A 2262-nucleotide genomic window follows, 5' to 3' on the forward strand; every position below is an offset into this window, starting at 1 on the left:
CAGCCCCGCCATCAACGCCGCCGACCGCCCGACCTCATTGGTCTGCGGCGGGCCATCCAGCCACGGCGACAGGAACGCGACCTGATCAGCCAACGCCCGCTCGACCACGGCCCAGGCCGTCTCATCATCCGGCGCTGTCCTCGGCGGATAGATCGCCGTCAGATCAGCCACCTGCTCCGACCGCGCCAGCGCATGCAGCCCGCCCATCAACCGCAGCGGCAGGGCGTCGCCCTGATGCGACGGCGTGCCGGGCCAGTTCAGCACCCGCCGCCCGATCTCGCCCTCATCCGTCAAACGCTCCCCGACCAATCGGCACAGCCGCCCCGTAAACGGCGCCCCCGCCGCAGTGCAGATCACCGCCTGATCCAGAAACGCCTGTCGGACGACGGCTTGGGTCATCGCTTGTTCAGCGCCACCAGGAAGACTTCGGCGCTGTTCTTGCGGCTCGATTCCGGCTTGACGTATTTCACCGTCTCGAACTCGTCGCGCAGCCGCGCCAGAACCCCGCCCGCGTCGCCGCCCTGGAAGTTCTTGGACACGAAGTTGCCGCCCGGACGCAGGGTCCGAATGGCGAAATCCGCCGCAATCTCGATCAGGGCGATGATCTTCAGGTGGTCCGTCTGGCGGTGGCCCACAGTGTTGTGCGCCATGTCGGACAGCACCAGATCAGGCGCCCCGCCAATGGCGTCCAGCAGTTGCTGGTCCACGCCCGGATGGGTGAAGTCGGCCTGGATCACCGTCGCCCCCGGCACCGGCTCGATCATCAGCAGGGCCACGCCCGCCACCGCCGCCGCGCCGCGATCGACCGCCACCTGCAGCCACCCGCCCGGCGCCGCGCCCAGGTCGATGACCCGTGACCCGCGCTTGATCAGATGAAACCGGTCATCGATCTCGATCAGCTTGAAGGCCGCGCGCGAACGCCAGCCCTCCGCCCGCGCCCGCTCCGACCACTTGTCCGAAAGCTGGCGCTTGATCCACTGCTGGCTCGACATCGACTTGGTGTCGGCCGTCTTCATTTTGGTGCCCATGCTGCGTCCGGCGGCGGTCCCACCCGTGGGCGGCCGCACCATCCGTCTGCGTTCTTGAGGCTTTTCGTCTTCACTCATCGTTCCCACATAGCCCCGACACGCGTTGCGGGCTATGTCCCGCCTCAAATCAACCCCCAAAAGGACGACCGAAATGGCCGAAACCCTGACCTTCACCCTGGACACCGGCGACGGCGAAGCCCGCGATGTGGTCATCAAGCTGCGTTCCGACCTGGCCCCCGGCCATGTCGAACGCATCACTGAACTGGCCCAGGAAGGCTTCTACGACGGCGTTGTCTTCCACCGCGTGATCCCGGGCTTCATGGCCCAGGGCGGCGACCCCACCGGCACCGGCACCTCGGGTTCGAAGAAGCCGAACCTGAAGCAGGAATTCTCGGCCGAGCCGCACGTCCGCGGCGTCTGCTCGATGGCCCGCACCTCGGATCCGAACAGCGCCAACTCGCAGTTCTTCATCTGCTTCGACGACGCCCGCTTCCTGGACAAGCAGTACACCGTCTGGGGTCAGGTCGAGTCGGGCATGGAGCACATCGACGCCCTGCCAAAGGGTGAGCCGCCGCGCGCACCGGGCAAGATCGTCAAGGCGACCGTCGCTTAAACGCAATCTTGACGCCCTTCGTCGTTTCCTTTCAGTTGCATACTGTAAAGGTGCGTCGGGGGGCGTCATTTGCGCGTACTACTGGTTATCGAACCTTCCGGCGGCGGCTCTGGCCGCCACGTCATCGATCTGGCCCGGGCCTTGGTTCAGCGTGGGCATGAAGTTTCCCTGATCTATTCGCCGACGCGCGCCGAGCCGCGCTTCGAAGCCGAGATCGCCACGCTTCCGTTTAATGCCGTGCACCGCCTGCCGATGCGTCGCGCCTGCGGCCTGTGGGACGTCGGCGCCTTTCTCAGGCTTCGCAGTCTGATCCTCAAAATCGGGCCTTTCGATCTCATTCACGGCCACAGCTCAAAGGCGGGCGCCCTGGCGCGGCTGGCCGCCCCGTTTGGCGCCGCGCGGGTCTATACGCCGCACGCCCTGGTCACGCTGGACCGCAACAGGCGCTTCCGTCGCCTGTTCGGCCTGATCGAAAGCCTGCTGGCCCGAACCTCCAGCGACGCCGTGATCACCGTCTCGGCCGAGGAAGCCGCCAAGGCACGGCGCTGGCGGTTTCCCGACAAACGCCTCTACATGATCCCCAACGGCGTCGACCTGGCCGACGCCCCAGACCGGCAGGCC

The 2262-nt window shown here is 66.6% G+C and carries 4 protein-coding genes; 2 read left to right on the forward strand and 2 right to left on the reverse strand.

Annotation, left to right across the window (positions count from 1 at the left end):
- Positions 1-399 (reverse strand): DUF2332 family protein (locus QZ281_RS09790; protein WP_292227747.1); only part of this gene is annotated, 399 nt, incomplete at its 3' end.
- Positions 396-1106 carry an RlmE family RNA methyltransferase gene (locus tag QZ281_RS09795; protein WP_292227750.1) on the reverse strand — a complete coding sequence of 237 codons (711 nt, stop codon included), beginning with the start codon at positions 1104-1106 and terminating at the stop codon, positions 396-398. The genes QZ281_RS09790 and QZ281_RS09795, both read right to left, overlap by 4 nt.
- 34 nt (positions 1107-1140) lie before the next feature.
- On the opposite strand from QZ281_RS09795, the gene QZ281_RS09800 reads away from it, so the two are divergent.
- Positions 1141-1641 carry a peptidylprolyl isomerase gene (locus QZ281_RS09800; RefSeq protein WP_292227753.1) on the forward strand — a complete coding sequence of 167 codons (501 nt, stop codon included), beginning with the start codon at positions 1141-1143 and terminating at the stop codon, positions 1639-1641.
- A gap of 69 nt (positions 1642-1710) precedes the next feature.
- Positions 1711-2262: glycosyltransferase family 4 protein (locus QZ281_RS09805; protein WP_292227756.1), on the forward strand; the 552-nt coding region annotated here is incomplete at its 3' end.

It is taken from the genome of Brevundimonas sp., assembly GCF_018608325.1.
In the GTDB taxonomy this organism is placed as follows: domain Bacteria; phylum Pseudomonadota; class Alphaproteobacteria; order Caulobacterales; family Caulobacteraceae; genus Brevundimonas.